Annotated in this window: 13 protein-coding genes; 9 read left to right on the forward strand and 4 right to left on the reverse strand. The window is 62.5% G+C overall.

What is annotated here, in order from left to right; genetic code table 11:
- Positions 1 to 311: 311 nt before the first annotated feature.
- Together HX875_RS05995 and rpiB are read right to left on the reverse strand one after the other, a co-directional pair.
- A complete protein-coding gene (locus HX875_RS05995) occupies positions 312 to 1292 on the reverse strand; it encodes a sugar-binding transcriptional regulator (RefSeq protein ID WP_017479041.1) in 981 nt (326 codons plus the stop codon).
- Positions 1293 to 1355: 63 nt separating this feature from the next.
- Positions 1356 to 1817, reverse strand: a complete 462-nt coding sequence (gene rpiB / locus HX875_RS06000) for a ribose 5-phosphate isomerase B (RefSeq protein WP_177042432.1) — start codon at positions 1815 to 1817, stop codon at positions 1356 to 1358.
- A 284-nt stretch (positions 1818 to 2101) separates the two neighbouring features.
- On the opposite strand from rpiB, the gene HX875_RS06005 reads away from it, so the two are divergent.
- From HX875_RS06005 to dhaL, 7 genes are all read left to right on the forward strand, one after another.
- Complete coding sequence (locus HX875_RS06005) at positions 2102 to 3589, forward strand: sugar ABC transporter ATP-binding protein (RefSeq protein WP_177042433.1); 1488 nt, start codon at positions 2102 to 2104, stop codon at positions 3587 to 3589.
- A complete protein-coding gene (locus HX875_RS06010) occupies positions 3586 to 4575 on the forward strand; it encodes an ABC transporter permease (protein ID WP_177042434.1) in 990 nt (329 codons plus the stop codon). The genes HX875_RS06005 and HX875_RS06010 overlap by 4 nt, the downstream gene beginning before the upstream one ends.
- Positions 4576 to 4632: 57 nt before the next feature.
- Positions 4633 to 5640 carry a substrate-binding domain-containing protein gene (locus tag HX875_RS06015; RefSeq protein WP_169388881.1) on the forward strand — a complete coding sequence of 336 codons (1008 nt, stop codon included), beginning with the start codon at positions 4633 to 4635 and terminating at the stop codon, positions 5638 to 5640.
- Positions 5641 to 5812: 172 nt separating this feature from the next.
- Positions 5813 to 6568: an SDR family oxidoreductase gene (locus HX875_RS06020; RefSeq protein WP_177042435.1), complete on the forward strand. Its 756-nt coding sequence runs from the start codon at positions 5813 to 5815 to the stop codon at positions 6566 to 6568.
- Positions 6569 to 6596: 28 nt separating this feature from the next.
- Positions 6597 to 7712 (forward strand): erythritol/L-threitol dehydrogenase, encoded by a 1116-nt coding sequence (locus HX875_RS06025; RefSeq protein WP_008434653.1) that lies wholly within the window; start codon positions 6597 to 6599, stop codon positions 7710 to 7712.
- Between the two features lie 179 nt (positions 7713 to 7891).
- On the forward strand, positions 7892 to 8893 hold the full coding sequence (locus HX875_RS06030) for a dihydroxyacetone kinase subunit DhaK (RefSeq protein WP_177042436.1): 1002 nt from the start codon (positions 7892 to 7894) through the stop codon (positions 8891 to 8893).
- 3 nt (positions 8894 to 8896) lie between these two features.
- Positions 8897 to 9541, forward strand: coding sequence for a dihydroxyacetone kinase subunit DhaL (gene dhaL / locus HX875_RS06035; RefSeq protein WP_177042437.1), 645 nt, complete (start codon positions 8897 to 8899; stop codon positions 9539 to 9541).
- A 102-nt stretch (positions 9542 to 9643) separates the two neighbouring features.
- Here dhaL and HX875_RS06040 read toward each other — a convergent pair whose 3' ends face one another.
- Positions 9644 to 10522 (reverse strand): LysR family transcriptional regulator, encoded by an 879-nt coding sequence (locus HX875_RS06040; RefSeq protein ID WP_177042438.1) that lies wholly within the window; start codon positions 10520 to 10522, stop codon positions 9644 to 9646.
- A gap of 150 nt (positions 10523 to 10672) precedes the next feature.
- On the opposite strand from HX875_RS06040, the gene HX875_RS06045 reads away from it, so the two are divergent.
- Positions 10673 to 12202 (forward strand): MFS transporter, encoded by a 1530-nt coding sequence (locus HX875_RS06045; protein WP_177042439.1) that lies wholly within the window; start codon positions 10673 to 10675, stop codon positions 12200 to 12202.
- 136 nt (positions 12203 to 12338) lie between these two features.
- Here HX875_RS06045 and sohB read toward each other — a convergent pair whose 3' ends face one another.
- Positions 12339 to 13364 carry a protease SohB gene (sohB, locus tag HX875_RS06050; protein ID WP_177042440.1) on the reverse strand — a complete coding sequence of 342 codons (1026 nt, stop codon included), beginning with the start codon at positions 13362 to 13364 and terminating at the stop codon, positions 12339 to 12341.
- Between the two features lie 213 nt (positions 13365 to 13577).
- Here sohB and HX875_RS06055 point away from each other — a divergent pair, with 213 nt between their 5' ends.
- Positions 13578 to 15269, forward strand: coding sequence for a ShlB/FhaC/HecB family hemolysin secretion/activation protein (locus HX875_RS06055; RefSeq protein ID WP_256348050.1), 1692 nt, complete (start codon positions 13578 to 13580; stop codon positions 15267 to 15269).
- Positions 15270 to 15358 lie beyond the last annotated feature (89 nt).

Below are 15358 nucleotides of genomic sequence, written 5' to 3' on the forward strand. Positions count from 1 at the left end.
CTTTTGATCTTGATCTTAGGCGCCCCGTTAAACCACGCTGGCCGAACGCAGGTAGTACGGAGCGGGTAAACCGGCAGGACGCCGGTTTAGCCGCGACGGGGCAGGGACGCCCCGTCGCGGCGGCCCGCTTCGTGCTACCGGAGCTGAGGGCACACCGAGCCCAAGCGAGGTGCCGAGTGGTGGGGCAAGAGCGTTTTGCTTACTTTTGCGCTGTTCAAAAGTGAGCCGCTGTAAGAGCGGAACCAATAGACGCCGTTACCTAAATAACGGATATGCCCCACCAACACAAAAACACTGATCTATCGTGCGTGTCAGCTTTTACGCGTCGCATCATCCAACGCCAAAATCGTATGAGCATTGGTCACCGTAGTCGCCAAGGTATTGATCACCCCCGACCGCAACGCCCCCAGCGTGGCCGCCGCCTTGGTATTCTCACTGGCAATCGCCACCACATCCGGAATCCGGAACAACTCCTGAACCGTCAACCCGATCACCCGCCCCTGGATCGCGTTGACCGCAGGCTGCCCGTGAATGTCGATAAAGTCATACCCCATCATGTCCCCCACCGTGCCGGACAACCGCGCCTGGGCGATTTCCTGCGGTGAAAACCAGCCCATGCGCACCATGTTGCTGTTTTCACTCATGTCGCCAATACCAATCAACGCCATGTCGGCACGGCGGGCACGGTCAAGGGTCGAGCGCACGGTATCGTTGCTGATCAACACACCGCGCAACTCCGGATTAGCCACCAGCGCCGGCGCATACAGGCTTTCACTCTCGCCACCAAACCGCAGGGCCAGGCGCCGGCAGATATGGTCGGGATTCATATATTCGCCAGCCTTGAGCGAACCACCAATGGCGCACACAAACGTGCAGTTGCGAGTCACCGGCAGGAACACGTTATCCGCCACCGCGCCGACGTTACGGCCCATGCCAACCGCGACAATCATCCCGTCGCTGAGGGTTTTGTTCAGGTAGTTGGCCACCAGGCTCGCAACCGCCGAGCGCTGAGTGTCGGGGTCGCTGTGGTCGACTGCGATCAAGGCGCGGTCCAGCTGGAAGCGATCCACCAGCGCCTGTTCCAGCTCGTTGTTCATCGCCGGGTGCTGCAACACCCGCACCTCGACAATCCCTTCATCCCGTGCGCGTTTGAGCAGGCGGCTGACTTTTGCACGGGACAGGTCGAAGCGCTTGGCGATGGCTTCCTGAGTGACGTTCTCAAGGTAATAGAGCATCGCCACTTCGGTCATCAGGTCGATGTCGCTGGCGATGCGCTGGGTACTGTCACTCATGGGCACGGGCTTCCGTTTCGGTGTCAAAGGCACATTCTCCCGACTCTTGCCCCGTTCCGTCCACTACTGATGCCCGTCACGCTCGATCGCGTTGATGCGGTCGACCTTGGCCCCGGAACGCGCCGCTTCGAACTCCGACTCCAGGAACGACTTGACGATGCTCTTGGCCAGTTCCGCGCCGATCACCCGTGCACCAATGGACAGGATCTGCGCATCGTTGCTCTTGCGCGCCCGCTCCGCGGAATAGGTGTCGTGAGCCTGGGCCGCACGAATCCCCAGGACTTTGTTGGCCGAGATGGCCATGCCGATGCCGGTGCCGCACACCAACACGCCCAGCCGCTGTTCGCCGGCATTGATCGCCGTGGCCACCGCCAGGGCGATGTCCGGGTACAGCACCGGCGCCGTGGAGTGGGTGCCGAAGTCGGTCACCGGGTGACCCAGCGCCTCGATATGGCGCTTCAACAGTTCTTTGAGCTCATAACCCGCTTCATCGCATCCGATAGCCACCGGGAAAGGTGTGTTCATGGCGTTTGGCTCCGCTGCCGTTTTGGGTGCTGGAGAATGATCATATGATCACTCAATGAAATTTCGCTCAGTCATTTCTCGGATATTCCAGGCGCCCTGTCAAGCAGGATTTAGCTGACCTCACAGTCAAAGCCCTCTAAACCGGCACACTTTGCGCAAATCCGTCCATTTACAACTTTTCAGTGAAAGAGATTGACTGATCAGAATTTCATTTGATACACATATGCTCACAGCGAAACATGACTGTGCGACCTAATAAGAATTCACAGCACGAGGACACGCCGATGGCCACGCCATTACTGCTCCAGGCTGAACACGTCGCCAAGGCTTACGCCGGGATCCCTGCCCTGCGTGAGGGGCGCCTCTCTCTGCGGGCCGGCAGCGTCCACGCCCTGTGCGGCGGCAATGGCGCAGGCAAATCGACTTTCCTGAGCATCCTGATGGGCATCACCCAGCGTGATGCCGGGACCATCCTGCTCAACGGCACACCGGTTCAGTTCAACCGCCCCAGCGAAGCACTGGCGGCGGGGATCGCGATGATCACCCAGGAACTTGAACCGATTCCCTACATGACCGTCGCCGAAAACATCTGGCTGGGCCGCGAACCGCGCCGCGCCGGCTGCATCGTCGACAGCAAGGAATTGAACCGGCGCACTCGCCAATTGCTGGAAAGCCTGGAATTCGACGTCGACGCCACCAGCCCCATGCATCGCCTGAGCGTGGCGCAGATCCAGTTGGTGGAGATCGCCAAGGCGTTCAGCCACGACTGCCAGGTAATGATCATGGACGAGCCCACCTCGGCCATCGGCGAACGGGAGGCCGAAACCCTGTTCAAGGCGATCCGCCGCCTCACCGCACGCGGCGCCGGCATCGTCTACGTGTCGCACCGCCTCAGTGAGCTGGCACAGATTGCCGACGACTACAGCATCTTCCGCGACGGCGCCTTTGTGGAGACCGGGCGCATGGCCGATATCGACCGCGCCCACCTGGTGCGCGGCATCGTCGGCCAGGAACTGACCCGCATCGATCACAAGGTGGGCCGTGAATGCGCCGCCGAATGCTGCCTGGATGTGGACAGCCTGAGCCGTGCCGGCGAGTTCCAGGACATCAGCCTGCAACTGCGCCAGGGCGAGATCCTCGGTATCTATGGCTTGATGGGTTCGGGCCGCAGCGAATTCCTCAACTGCATATACGGCCTCACCACGCCAGACTCCGGCAGTGTGACCCTGCAAGGCAAGCCGATGCCCATCGGCCTGCCCAAGGCGACGATCCAGGCCGGCATGTCGCTGGTCACCGAAGACCGCAAGGACAGCGGCCTGGTGCTCAGCGGCAGCATCCTCTCGAACATCGCGCTGTCGGCGTACAAGCAGCTGTCGAGCTGGTCGCTGATCAATGCGCGCAAGGAAAACCAGTTGGCCCAGGACATGGTCAAGCGCCTGCAGATCAAGACCACCTCCCTGGACCTGCCGGTGGAATCCATGAGCGGCGGCAACCAGCAGAAGGTGGTGCTCGCCAAATGCCTGTCGACCCAGCCGATCTGCCTGCTGTGCGATGAGCCCACCCGGGGCATCGATGAGGGGGCCAAGCAGGAGATCTATCACCTGCTGGACCAGTTCGTGCGCGCCGGTGGCGCGGCGATTGTGGTGTCGTCCGAAGCCCCTGAATTGCTCCACCTGAGTGACCGTATTGCCGTGTTCAAAGGCGGAAGGCTGGTGACCATCAGCAGCGATACCGCCCTTTCCCAGGAAGCCTTGTTGAGTCTTGCCTCATGAATGCCAAATCACTTTCTACACCTGCAGCCGCCCCCATCACCACCGTACCGCGCAGCCGCCTGCGCCTGTCCCTCGACCGCTTCGGCCTGCCGCTGGTGTTTATCCTGTTGTGCCTGGTGATGGCCTTCGCCAGCGAATACTTCATGACCTGGCGCAACTGGATGGACATCCTGCGCCAGACCTCGATCAACGGGATCCTCGCCGTGGGCATGACCTACGTGATCCTGACCAAGGGCATCGACTTGTCGGTGGGCTCGATCCTGGCGTTTGCCGGGCTGTGCAGCGCCATGGTCGCGACCCAGGGCTATGGCGTGCTGGCAGCGGTCAGCGCCGGGATGTTCGCCGGGGCGATGCTCGGGGTGGTGAACGGCTTCATGGTCGCCAACCTGTCGATCCCGCCGTTCGTGGCGACCCTCGGCATGTTGAGCATTGCCCGGGGCATGACCTTCATCCTCAACGACGGCAGCCCGATCACTGATTTACCGGACGCTTACCTGGCGCTGGGCATCGGCAAGATCGGCCCGATTGGCGTGCCGATTGTGATCTTCGCGGTGGTCGCGCTGATCTTCTGGATGGTGCTGCGCTACACCACCTACGGCCGCTATGTGTACGCGGTGGGCGGCAACGAGAAGAGTGCGCGCACCTCCGGGATCGGCGTGCGCAAGGTGATGTTTTCGGTGTACGTGGTCTCGGGGTTGCTCGCCGGGTTGGCCGGTGTGGTGCTCTCGGCACGCACCACTTCCGCCCTGCCCCAGGCCGGCACTTCGTATGAGCTGGACGCGATTGCCGCCGTGGTGATCGGCGGCACCAGCCTGTCGGGCGGCACCGGCACGATTGTCGGCACGCTGTTTGGCGCGCTGCTGATCGGCGTGATCAACAACGGCCTGAACCTGCTCGGCGTGTCCTCCTATTACCAGCAGGTCGCCAAGGGCCTGATCATCGTGTTCGCAGTACTGATTGATGTGTGGCGCAAGAAAAAACGCTAGTCGCTTTTCCTCGAAAACCGAACTGAACGACCTACAACAATAAGCGGAGTTCTCATCATGAAAGTTGGTATTTCCCTGGCCGCCGTCGCGGCACTCTCCCTGCTCGCCAGCAGCATTGCCCTGGCTGCCGATGGCAAGACCTACAAGATCGGCGCGGCGGTGTACGGGCTCAAGGGCCAGTTCATGCAGAACTGGGTGCGTGAGCTGAAGGAACACCCGGCCGTGAAGGACGGCACCGTGCAGTTGACCGTATTCGACGGCAACTACGACGCACTGACCCAGAACAACCAGATTGAAAACATGGTGACCCAGCACTACGACGCGATCCTGTTCGTGCCGATCGACACCAAGGCCGGCGTCGGCACCGTCAAGGCTGCCATGAGCAACGACGTGGTGGTGATCGCCTCCAACACCAAGGTGGCTGACGCCAACGTGCCGTATGTGGGCAACGACGACGTGGAAGGCGGCCGCCTCCAGGCCCAGGCCATGGTCGACAAGCTCAAGGGCAAGGGCAACGTAGTGATCATCCAGGGCCCGATTGGCCAATCGGCGCAGATCGACCGCGAAAAAGGCGAGATGGAAGTGCTGGGCAAGCACCCGGACATCAAGATCATCGAGAAGAAAACCGCCAACTGGGACCGCGCCCAGGCCCTGGCCCTGACGGAAGACTGGCTGAACGCCCACCCCAAGGGCATCAACGGGGTGATCGCGCAGAACGACGACATGGCCCTTGGCGCGGTGCAGGCATTGAAGTCCCATGGGCTGACGTCCAAGGATGTGCCGGTGACCTCCATCGACGGCATGCCGGATGCGATCCAGGCCGCGAAGAAAGATGAAGTGACCACCTTCCTGCAGGATGCCCAGGCGCAGTCTCAGGGCGCGCTGGATGTGGCATTGCGGGCTTTGGCGGGCAAGGATTACAAGCCGCAGTCGGTGATCTGGGAACGCTATGGCAAGGACGTGAAATGGGGTGACGGCACGGCCAAGAACTACATCCTGCCGTGGGTGCCGGTGACCAATGCGAATGCGGATGCGCTGTATCAGCAGGTCAGCGGTAGCAAGTAGCAAGTAGCAACACGATCACTGTGGGAGCTGGCTTGTCGGGTCGCCGCATCGCTGCGATGGCATCACCTCGGTGCTGCTGATACACCGAGTCGCCTGCATCGCAGGCAAGCCAGCTCCCACATTTGACCGGGCTCCACCCTTAGATCTCGATTGTCAGTAAGGAGTCATGTTCATGTCTGGATTCTGGAATCAAGCCTTCGACCTCACCGGCCGCTGCGCCGTGATCACCGGCGGGGCCGCCGGGATCGGTCTGGCTTGTGCCAGCCTGCTGGTGGAGCGCGGTGCGCGGGTGGCCCTGCTGGATCGCGACCCGGCCGTGGCCGACGTCGCCGCCAGCCTCGGTGCCGGGAACATCGGCATCGCCGTGGACCTGCGCCAACTCGACCAGGTGCAGAGCACCGTCGACTACGTATTCGATCACTTCAAGCGCCTCGATTACCTGATCAACAGCGCCGGCGTCGCCCTGCTGGACAAGGCCCTGGACGTCAGCGAAAACGCCTGGGACACCACCCTCGACATCAACCTCAAGGCCAGCTTCTTCGTGGCCCAGGCCTGCGCCAGGCACATGCTTGCCCAGGGCAGCGGGCGCATCGTCAACCTGGCTTCCCAGGCGGCTGTGATCGGCCTGGACCGTCACGTCGCCTACTGCGCCAGCAAGGCCGCCGTGGTCGGCATGACCAAGGTGCTCGCGATGGAATGGGCGCCCCACATCAACGTCAACGCCATCTCCCCGACCATCGTTGAAACCGCCCTGGGCAAAAAGGCCTGGGCCGGCGAGCTGGGGGAACGGGCCAAATTGCAGATCCCGGCGGGCCGCTTTGCCCAGCCGGAAGAAATCGCCGGGCTGGCGTTGTACCTGCTCAGCGACGCCGCCCAGATGATCACCGGGGAAAACGTGGTGATCGACGGCGGCTACAGCATCCAGTAATTGATCTTTTGTCGTGAGGTTTATCGTCATGTCTACCGTTACCGAACGCACTGCCGAACAACTGTCGCCCGTGATTCCGAAAACCATGCAGGCCGTGGTCTGCCACGGCCCCGAAGACTATCGCCTGGAGACCGTCGACGTGCCGACGCCCGGCCCCGACGAGATCCTGACCAAGGTCGAGCTGTGCGGCATCTGCATGGGCGACATCAAGACCTACCGCGGCGCGCCGTCGTTCTGGGGCGACGCCGAGCAGCCGCGCTATGTGAAACCGCCAATGATTCCCGGGCATGAATTTGTCTGCCGCGTGGTTGCCCTCGGCCCGGGCGCGGAAAAGCGCGGGGTGAAGGTCGGCGACCGGGTGATTTCCGAACAGATCGTGCCATGCTGGGGCTGCCGTTTCTGCAACCACGGCCAGTACTGGATGTGCCAGAAGCACGACCTGTACGGCTTCCAGAACAACGTCCAGGGCGCCATGGCCCAGTACATGATTTTCACCAAGGAAGGCATCATCCACAAAGTGCCGGACTCGATTGCCCCGGACGAAGCGATTCTGATCGAACCCCTGGCCTGTTCGCTGCACGCGGCGGAACGGGCGAATGTGGATTTCGACGACATCGTGGTGGTGGCCGGCGCCGGCACCCTGGGCCTGGGGATCATCGGCGCGGTGCGCATGCGCAACCCGAAAAAACTCATCGTGCTCGACATGAAACCCGAACGCGCCGCCCTCGCGCTGCGCATGGGCGCCGATGAAGTGTGGAACCCCGCCGAAGTCGACGTGATGGCGAAGATTCGCGAGATCACCGATGGCTACGGCTGCGACATCTACATCGAGGCCACCGGGCACCACAAGGCGGTGAACCAGGGCCTGGCGATGCTGCGCAAGCTGGGGCGCTTCGTGGAGTTCAGCGTGTTCAACGACGAGGCCACGGTGGACTGGTCGATCATCGGCGACCGCAAGGAACTGGACGTGCTGGGCTCGCACCTGGGTCCGTACATGTACCCACGCGCCATCGACTTTATCGGCAACCGCAAGATCGACATGCGCGACGTGGTGACCCACAAATTTGCCCTGGCGGACTTCAAGGAAGCGTTTGCGGTGATGGAACGCGGGGACAAGTCGCTTAAAGTGGTCCTGGAACCCTGATTTGCTTAATAACACAGAACCCTGTGGGAGCCGGGCTTTGGCTTTTTGTGGGAGCTGGCTTGCCTGCGATGCAGACGCCTCGGTCTATCAGTGACACCGAGCCGATGCAATCGCAGGCAAGCCAGCTCCCACACAAGCCCGGCTCCCACACCCAGAACAAGAACAAAGGAAACCGCGTTATGAATCGAGTGATAAACGATCCGGATCAGGTGGTCGAGGACATGCTGCGGGGCATTCTGGTCGCGCACCCCGAGCTGCGCCAGTACGAAACCAATCCGCGGGTGATCGGCAAGGCCAAGCCGTCGCCACAGGGCCGGGTGGGCATCGTGACCGGCGGCGGTTCCGGGCATGAGCCGGCCTTCCTCGGCTATGTCGGCCCGGGCCTGGTAGACGCCGTGGCCGTTGGCGAGATTTTCTCCTCGCCCACCGCCAAAAGCTTCTTCGACGCCTTCCGCGCCGCCGACCACGGGGCTGGCGTGGCGTGCCTGTACGGCAACTATGCCGGCGACAACATGAACGTGAAGCTGGCAATGAAGATGGCCGCCAGCAAGGACATGCGCATCCGCACCGTGGTCGCCAACGACGACGTGGCCTCCGCGCCCAAGGCCGATATCGCCAAGCGCCGTGGCGTGGCCGGTGAGATTTTCATGTGGAAGATCGGCGGTGCCGCCGCTGCCCAGCATTACGATCTGGACGGAGTGATTCGTGTGGCCCAGAAGGCGGTCGACAACTGCCGCTCCATCGGCATCGGCCTTACGCCCTGCACCATTGCGGCGGTGGGCAAGCCGAACTTCCAGATCCCCGACGGCCAGATGGAATTGGGCATCGGCCACCACGGCGAGCCGGGCATTGAAGTGATCCCTATCGAGTCGGCCGAAGCCATGGCCGCGCGCATGCTCGCGCCGATCCTCGCCGACCGCGACTTCAGCCAGGACGACAGCGTGGTGGTGCTGGTCTCGGGCCTGGGCGCGACGCCGGTGATGGAGCTTTACATTTTCTACGCCGAGGTTGAACGTCAGCTGCAGGCCAGGGGCTTGAAGATTCACCGCTGCTACGTGGGCAACTACTTCACCTCCCTGGAAATGATGGGCGTGACCCTGACCTTGCTGGGCCTGGACGCCGAGCTGAAAACCCTGATCGACCAACCCTGCCGTTCCATCGGCATGACCCAGGCGGACTGAACCATGAGCCAGCATTTCTCCACCCACGACGGCAGCGCCATCGTCGCCGACCTGGTGAGCGTGATCGTTGCCAACCGCGAGTACCTGAGCGAAGTCGACGGCGCCATTGGCGATGGCGACCACGGCATCAACATGGCGAAGGGGTTCGCCCATTGCGGGCGCACCATTGAAGGCCGCCAGTTGACCCTGGCCGAAGCACTGGACGAGTTGACGCTGAGCCTGATGGAAGGCATCGGCGGCTCCATGGGGCCGCTGTATGGCAGCCTGTTTATCGGCATGGCGGATGAGGTGCGGGGCAGCGAGGAGATTGACGCGGCGACCTTTGCGCATTTGCTGCGGGGCGGGCTGACGTCGTTGCAGGACATCACCGAGGCTGGTGTGGGCGACAAGTGTTTGATGGACACGTTGATTCCGGCGGTGGAGGCGTTTGAACAGGCCCATGCGTCGGGGGCGTCGTTCAGTGAAGCGCTGGAGGCGATGAAAAGTGCTGCTTCGCGGGGGCGCGACTCCACCAAGGATCTGGTGGCAAAAATCGGCCGCGCCAGCCGCTTGGGCGAGCGCTCGCTGGGCGTGCTGGATGCCGGGGCCGTGTCGTGCTGCCTGATTCTGACGCGGCTGGCGGATTCGGTTCAACCCCGACTGATCTAACCCAACCATTACCACCTCCGTAGCAGCTGTCGAGCCTTGGCGAGGCTGCGTAGCGGTACATCAGACACACCGCCACGCAGCCTCGCCAAGGCTCGACAGCTGCTACGGGAGGTTTGGAGTTTGTTTGACCTGCTCGATGTACCGCGCCACCGCCGGCGCCTTTTCAAAGCGCCGGTGGATCAGCGACAGCCACGACGACGCCTCGCTGCCTTCAATCCTGCGATACACCACGTTCGGCAACCCCACATGCCCCACCACCGACTCCGGCACCACCGCCACGCCCTGCCCCAGCGACACCAGCGCAATCACCGCCACCAAACCACCCGGCTGCGGCCCTAACCGAGGCGCATAACCGCCCTGCGCCGCCACATGCAGCGTGCCGCTGATCTGCTCGGGCAAGATAAAGGTCTCGTTCTGCAGATGCTCACAACCGATCGCCTTTAACCCCAGCAGCCACGAATCCTGAGGCAGCGCCAGCACAAACCCCTCACTGCTCAAGCGCACCGCGTCGACGCCATCGGGCAAGGTCATCGGCGAACGAATGTAGCCAATATCAAAACGCCCCTCCGCCACCAGCCCCGGTAACGCGGCCATGGGACTTTCCCGCACGCTCAGGCTCACATCCGGGCAATCCTTGCAGAACGCCTGCACCTGGCGCTGCAACAGCCCCGAATACACCGCCGACGCCACATACCCCAACTCGATATGACCGATTTCGCCACGCCCGGCGCGCTGGGCATTGCGTTGGGCAAACTCGAACTGGCGCACCGTGGCTTCGGCCTCAATCAGCAACGCGGCACCCGCCTCGGTCAGGCTGACTTCGCGCTGGCGGCGGATGAACAGGCGGGTGCCGAGGGTGTTTTCCATGTCCTGGATCTGCCGGCTCAGGGTCGGTGGCGCGATGCCCAACTGCTCGGCGGCGCGGGTGAAATTGCGTTGCCGGGCAACGGCCAGGAAGTAGCGGAAATGCCGTATTTCCATCACAGGATTAGCTCAAAGGTAATGAAGTGCTCCGCCGTACCTAATAAAAGCACGCAACGCCGGAGATAAACTGGCAGCAGGCCCACCTTAGAGAGCATTTGCGATGTACGTCAAATTCCGTTTCAGGATTGCCCAGCAGGTAATTCGATCATGAGCAACGTCAGCCCACGCCTCACGCTGCTGACCGCCTCCGGGGTCTGCTCGCTGATTGTGCTCGACACCAATATCGTCGCCGTCACCCTGCCGAGCATCGCCCGGGACCTGGGGGCGAATTTTGCGGATATCGAATGGGTGGTCAGCGCCTACATGCTTGCCTTCGCCGCGCTGTTGCTGCCGGCCGGAAGCATTGCCGACCGCTTTGGCCGCAAGAAAAGCCTGATCTGGGGCCTGAGCATTTTCATCCTCGCCTCCCTCGGCTGCGGTGCGGCGCCGACTGCGTTGTTCCTGGACATCGCCCGAGCCATCAAAGGCGTCGGTGCGGCCTTGCTGCTGACTTCTGCACTGGCCTCCATCGGCCACACCTTTCATGACGAAGTGGAGCGTGCCAAGGCCTGGGCGTTCTGGGGCGCGTGCATGGGCGTGGCGATGACCGCCGCGCCGACCCTCGGCGGCTTGATCACCCAGTACCTGGGCTGGCGCTGGATTTTCTACCTCAACTTGCCCATCGGCCTGGGTTTGATGGCGCTGTCGGTGCATGCCATCCCGCATTCACGTGACAGCCAATCGGCGCGGCTGGACCCTTGGGGCAGTCTCGCTTTCAGCGCCAGCCTGCTGTGTTTGATCTGGGGCCTGATCGAAGCCAACCGCATCGGCTGGGACAACCCGCTGACTTACGCCCGGTTGCTGGGCGGCATCGCTTTGCTGGGCTTGTTTGTGCTCGCCGAGCGCCTGCAACAACGGCCCATGGTGGACCTGCAACTGTTCCGGCACCCACGATTCATCGGTGCGCTGTTGGGGATGTTCGCCTACGCCGGCTGCGCCCAGGTGATGATGACGCTGCTGCCGTTCTACCTGCAAAACGGTCTGGGTTTTTCCGCGATAGCGTCCGGGTTAGGCATGCTGCCTTTTGCCTTGACCATGCTGGTGTGCCCGAGGATTGGCGCACGCCTGGCCGGTCGCTTTGCGCCAGCGACAATGATGGCCACAGGGCTCACGCTGGTGGGTTGCGGCAACCTGCTCAGTGCCTGGGCGGTGAATGTCGGCGGCTACCTGCCCTTCGCCCTGGCGATCGCCGTCACCGGGGCCGGCGCCGGATTGCTCAACGGCGACACCCAGAAAAACATCATGGCCTGTGTGCCACGGGACCGTGCCGGGATGGCGTCAGGCATGAGTACCACCATGCGCTTCAGCGCGATCATGTTGGCGATCGGGGTGTACGGGGCATTGTTGAGCAGCCACAGCGAACAGTTGCTGCACACCAGCCTGGGCACGCAGTGGCAAGAACAAGTGTCGGGGATTGCGTCACGGGTGGTAGCAGGTGATATGCCGGCGGCCATGGCGCTGCTGCCTGAATCGGCGCGGGTGATGGTGCAGCCACTGGCGCGGCAGGCATTTGTCGGCGGGTTCAGCGTGGTGTTGTGGGTGGCCGGATTGTTGGGATTGCTGGGGGCGCTGGTGGTGGGATCGTTGATGCGCCATCCCATACCGGCGGCGCCGCAGGCTTCACTACCAACTCGGTGAGTTGACCACCACAAACCCATGTGGGAGCGGGCTTGCCCGCGAATGCGGAGTGTCAGTCAATACATGTGTGACTGATCCACCGCATTCGCGAGCAAGCCCGCTCCCACATTTTGATCTTCGCCAGTCAGTTGATCTGTTACCAGAAACGCTGCTGGGTCAGGCGACTCCACCAGGTCAGCAGCACCCGGTCTACCGAACCGCTGGCTGCCAGGCCTACCCGCTCCTGCAGGCTTTTACGCTCGGCATAGTGCAGGTGGAACACCTCGGCGGTCTTGGCCTTGGAGGCCAGGTATTCGTCGCTGGTTTGCAGTTGGTCTACCAGTTGCTTGTCCAGCGCCGCGACGCCGAGCCAGACTTCGCCGGTGGCCACATCGTCAATGGCCAACTGCGGGCGGTAGCGCGACACGAAGTTCTTGAACAGTTGATGGGTGATGTCCAGGTCTTCCTGGAACTTCTCCCGGCCCTTCTCGGTGTTTTCGCCAAACACGGTCAGGGTGCGCTTGTATTCACCGGCAGTCAGCACTTCGAAGTCGATGTCGTGCTTCTTCAGCAGGCGGTTGACGTTGGGCAGCTGCGCCACCACGCCAATCGAGCCCAGGATGGCAAACGGCGCGCTGATGATCTTCTCGCCGATGCACGCCATCATGTAGCCGCCGCTGGCCGCAACCTTGTCGATGCATACCGTCAACGGCACGCCGGCCTCGCGGATACGCGCCAGTTGCGACGACGCCAGGCCATAGCTGTGGACCATGCCGCCGCCGCTTTCGAGGCGCAGCACCACTTCGTCCTTGGGCGTGGCCAGGCTCAGCAGCGCGGTGATTTCATGGCGCAGGCTTTCAGTGGCCGAGGCTTTGATATCGCCGTCGAAATCCAGCACGAACACCCGTGGCTTGGCCTCGGGTTTCTTCTTGCTGTTCTTCTTTTCAGCCTTGCTTTCAGACTTGCGCAAGGCCTTGAGCTGGTCCTTGTCGAGCAAGGTCTGCTCCAGGCGCTCCCGCAGGCCCTTGTAGAAATCATTGAGCTTGCTGACCTGCAATTGGCCGGCAGATTTGCGACGCCCTTTGCTGCGCAGCGCGGCAAAACTGGCGAGCACCACCAGAATGGCGACCACCAGGGTGACGGTTTTAGCTAGAAAACTTGCGTACTCGGCAAGAAACTCCATAAGGCACCTGTGAGGCTTGAAAGGCGCAGTCTACGGGGATTGTCGTCGTGATGTCTAACACTGTCGAACGCAACAATTTCCTACAAAAATAACCAATTTTTCCTACTTGCGTAGCTCAATTCCCACAACATTTTCAGACCTGACGACCAGCATTTACGGGAAAAAACCGACTTAAACTCCGCGTTTATCGACCCTTCCGTAGAAGCAACGCTCATGCATAGCAGGCATCCCGACATTCCACGCCCCGTGTCCACTTCCTGGATGCTGGCAGCCCTGGCGATTGTGCTGATTGCCCCAGCGCCAGCCCTGGCCGCCGACCCACGCGCCCAGGAGCTTGAGCGGCGTACGCGGGAACAACTGGAACTGGAGCAACGCTTGCGCCTGCTGGAGCGTTCCGGCCCATCGTCCCCCAAGGCTGCGCCCGCACCACCAGCGTCGCCGCCCGACGAGCCCTGCTGGCAGGTCCGGGGGCTCAGGCTGGCCGGCAACACCTTGATCAGCCAAGGGCAGATCAACACACGACTTCAGCCCCTGATGAGCGACTGCATGGGCGTCACCCGACTCAACCAACTGCTGGCGGCCCTCACCGCGCTGTATGTGGACGCCGGCTACATCGCCAGTCGGCCTTACCTGGCGCAACGGCCACAGGACGGGCAAAGCCTGGAGATCCGCATTGAGGAAGGCTTTGTGGAAAGCATCGAACTGGCGGCCCCGGAGCTGGCCATCTCGCTGCGCGGCGCCTTCCCCGGCATGCTCGGCAAGCCGCTGCAACTGCGCGAGCTGGAACAGGGCCTTGACCAACTCAACCGCCTGCGCTCCCTGGACCTGACCGCCGACGTGGCCCCCGGCAGCCTGCCCGGCGGCTCGCGCTTGCTGATTCGACCACGCACCAGCGCCGCGCCGATCGGCGCCGTGGTGAGCTACAACAACCGTGGCACCGACTACATCGGACCCAATAACGGCGCGCTGACCCTGACCTACGACAGCCCCTCGGGGTTAAACGACTTTATCGCCCTCGCCGCCAGTACCACCCTGGACCAGACGTCCGCCTACAGCCGCAGCCAAAGCCTGTACTACAACATTCCCTACGGTTTCTGGACCCTGGCCTTGAGTGCCAGCCACTCGCAATACCGCTATCCGGTCCAGTTGCCCAGCCAGACCGTCCGCGCCAACGGCCAGACGAGCCAATACAGCCTCAGCCTCAACCGCCTGCTCTGGCGCGACCAGGGCACGCTGCTCAACGGCATGCTGCGCCTGAGTTCAAAGCGCTCGCAGAGTTACTTCGCCGAACAATACCTGGCCATCCAAAGTCCGAGCCTGACGGTGGCCGAGGCCAGCCTCAACCTGGTGAAGATCACCGACGGCCTCTGGAATACCAGCGTGAGCTACGCCCAGGGCCTGGACTGGCTGGGAGCCGACCGCGACGAGCAACGGCTGTCGCCCGCGCTGCCCCGCGCGCAGTTTCGCAAGTATCGAGCCGACATCAGCTACTGGCGCCAGGGCCGCGATGCGCAATGGAACTGGAACAGCCAACTGGCCTTGCAATACAGCCCCGACCCGCTGCCGAGCCTGGAACAGATGCTGCTGACCGACGACTACGCGGTGCGCGGCGTTCGTCAGGACCTGGTACAGGCAGCCAATGGCGCGGTGTGGCGCAACACCCTGAGCCTGCCCCGCCACCTCGGCGCGCAATGGACCCTCAGCCCGCGCCTGGGGCTGGACATAGGCTGGAGCCGGCTGGTGGCGGGCGCCGAAAGCCAGCGGCTGGCCGGGGCCAATATCGGTGTCGGCCTGAGTTCACGCGACTGGCAGCTGGACCTGGACTACCAGCGCCGGCTCTTCGGCCCGACCCCTTCGAGCCGGGAGCCCGGCTTCTGGCGCCTGGAATTGAGCCTGCGAATGTGAATCCACAAGACGGGTGTTCCGGACCAACACCCGAGGAGCTTCACCGTGCTCGCAAGGAGCATAAGGACAGTGCACGCAACCCGATAACA

It is taken from the genome of Pseudomonas yamanorum (genome assembly GCF_013386765.1).
Taxonomy (GTDB): Bacteria; Pseudomonadota; Gammaproteobacteria; order Pseudomonadales; family Pseudomonadaceae; genus Aquipseudomonas; species Aquipseudomonas yamanorum_A.

Coding starts and splice junctions, on each gene's coding strand:
- HX875_RS05995 (WP_017479041.1), bottom strand. CDS start 1,292: ATGAGTGACAGTACCCAGCGCATCGCCAGCGACATCGACCTGATGACC.
- rpiB (WP_177042432.1), bottom strand. CDS start 1,817: ATGAACACACCTTTCCCGGTGGCTATCGGATGCGATGAAGCGGGTTAT.
- HX875_RS06005 (WP_177042433.1), top strand. CDS start 2,102: ATGGCCACGCCATTACTGCTCCAGGCTGAACACGTCGCCAAGGCTTAC.
- HX875_RS06010 (WP_177042434.1), top strand. CDS start 3,586: ATGAATGCCAAATCACTTTCTACACCTGCAGCCGCCCCCATCACCACC.
- HX875_RS06015 (WP_169388881.1), top strand. CDS start 4,633: ATGAAAGTTGGTATTTCCCTGGCCGCCGTCGCGGCACTCTCCCTGCTC.
- HX875_RS06020 (WP_177042435.1), top strand. CDS start 5,813: ATGTCTGGATTCTGGAATCAAGCCTTCGACCTCACCGGCCGCTGCGCC.
- HX875_RS06025 (WP_008434653.1), top strand. CDS start 6,597: ATGTCTACCGTTACCGAACGCACTGCCGAACAACTGTCGCCCGTGATT.
- HX875_RS06030 (WP_177042436.1), top strand. CDS start 7,892: ATGAATCGAGTGATAAACGATCCGGATCAGGTGGTCGAGGACATGCTG.
- dhaL (WP_177042437.1), top strand. CDS start 8,897: ATGAGCCAGCATTTCTCCACCCACGACGGCAGCGCCATCGTCGCCGAC.
- HX875_RS06040 (WP_177042438.1), bottom strand. CDS start 10,522: ATGGAAATACGGCATTTCCGCTACTTCCTGGCCGTTGCCCGGCAACGC.
- HX875_RS06045 (WP_177042439.1), top strand. CDS start 10,673: ATGAGCAACGTCAGCCCACGCCTCACGCTGCTGACCGCCTCCGGGGTC.
- sohB (WP_177042440.1), bottom strand. CDS start 13,364: ATGGAGTTTCTTGCCGAGTACGCAAGTTTTCTAGCTAAAACCGTCACC.
- HX875_RS06055 (WP_256348050.1), top strand. CDS start 13,578: ATGCATAGCAGGCATCCCGACATTCCACGCCCCGTGTCCACTTCCTGG.